The organism is Microbacterium sp. UBA837, from assembly GCF_002296025.1.
Classification (GTDB): Bacteria; Actinomycetota; Actinomycetes; order Actinomycetales; family Microbacteriaceae; genus Microbacterium.
The window spans coordinates 1-1509 of the sequence record NZ_DBHD01000051.1 but is presented as its reverse complement, the minus strand read 5'-3'; the positions used below and the strand labels follow the sequence as shown (position 1 = coordinate 1509).

Sequence of the window (1509 nt, the reverse complement as noted above, 5' to 3'; positions counted from 1 at the left end):
CCTGACCACGTTCTGCCGTCTCGACGAGCTCGGCCTCGAGGCTGTAGGTCAACATCTCGAGGCGGATCGGGCGGTGATCGAGTGCCGCGTCGTCGAGAACGATCCCTGGTGCCGGAAGTGCGGCGCGGAAGGCGTCCCGAGAGACACCGTGGTGCGTCGGCTCGCGCATGAGCCGTTCGGGCACCGGCCCACGACACTGCTGGTCCGGGTGCGCCGCTACCGGTGCGCGCACTGCGGGAAGACGTGGCGGCAGGACACCACGAAGGCCGCCGCGCCGCGGGCGAAGATCTCGCGTGGCGGGCTCGGGTGGGCGCTGACGGCGATCGTGGTCGACCATCTCACGGTGACCCGCGCCGCGGCCGGTCTGGGGGTGTCCTGGCATACCGCGAACAGTGCGATTCTCGCCGAGGGTCGGCGTCGTCTGATCGACGCTCCCGGCCGGTTCGACGGGGTCACGACCCTGGGCGTCGATGAGCATGTCTGGCGTCACACCCGGTACGGCGACAAGTACGTGACCGTGATCATCGACCTCACGCCCGCCCGCGAGAAGACAGGCCCGGCCCAGCTGCTCGACATGGTCGAGGGCCGTTCGAAGGCCGTGTTCAAGCAGTGGCTCGCGGCACGGCCCAAGGAGTGGTCCAAGCGGATCGAGGTGGTCGCGATGGACGGGTTCAGCGGCTTCAAGACGGCCGCCGCCGAAGAGCTGCCCGACGCGGTCCCGGTGATGGATCCGTTCCATGTGGTCCGTCTCGCCGGCGATGCGCTCGATGTGTGTCGCCGCCGCGTTCAGCAGGATCTACACGGACACCGCGGGATGAAGGGCGACCCGCTCTATCAGGCGCGCCGCACCCTGCACACCGGCGACAAGCTACTCACCGACCGGCAACGCGCTCGGCTGGAGGCGCTGTTCGCGACCGAGGAGCACGTCGAGGTCGAAGCGACCTGGGGCATCTACCAGCGCATGATCGCCGCGTATCGCGAACCCGACAAGAAGAATGGCAAGCAGATGATGCAGACCCTGATCGACGCGGTCAGCACCGGGGTTCCTGCCGCGCTCGTCGAGATCCGCAAGCTCGGCCGCACCCTCAAGCAGCGCGCCGCCGACGTGCTCGCGTTCTTCGATCGGCCCGGCACCTCGAACGGCCCAACGGAGGCGATCAACGGACGACTTGAACACCTCCGCGGCTCCGCGCTCGGCTTCCGGAACCTCACGAACTACATCGCAAGAAGCCTGCTCGAAGCCGGAGGATTCAGACCCCAACTACACCCCTAATTCCGAAGAGCCAGTTTCCCTCAGCCAGCTCCTTGAGCGCGGCCTTCTCCAGCTCCGCTTCCGCGAGCAGACGCTTCAGGGTCGCATTCTGCTTCTCCAGCTCCTTCAGGCGCTTTGCGTCGTCGGCCTTGAGGCCGCCGTACTGGTTCCGCCACCGGTAGTACGTCTGCTCGGACACCACGAGCTCCCGGCACACCGCCGCGACGTCCTGACCGTCGGCGAGCATCCTGTCGGCC

At 67.7% G+C, this 1509-nt stretch carries 1 protein-coding gene and 1 pseudogene; one reads left to right on the top strand and one right to left on the bottom strand.

Annotated elements, in window-relative coordinates; all coding sequences use genetic code 11:
• The first annotated feature begins 1 nt into the window (after position 1).
• Positions 2–1273: an ISL3 family transposase gene (locus B3587_RS03590; RefSeq protein ID WP_267189420.1), complete on the top strand. Its 1272-nt coding sequence runs from the start codon at positions 2–4 to the stop codon at positions 1271–1273.
• A gap of 7 nt (positions 1274–1280) precedes the next feature.
• Here the strand turns inward: B3587_RS03590 and B3587_RS03585 are convergent.
• Positions 1281–1509 (bottom strand): annotated as a pseudogene (locus B3587_RS03585) (transposase); the annotation flags it as partial.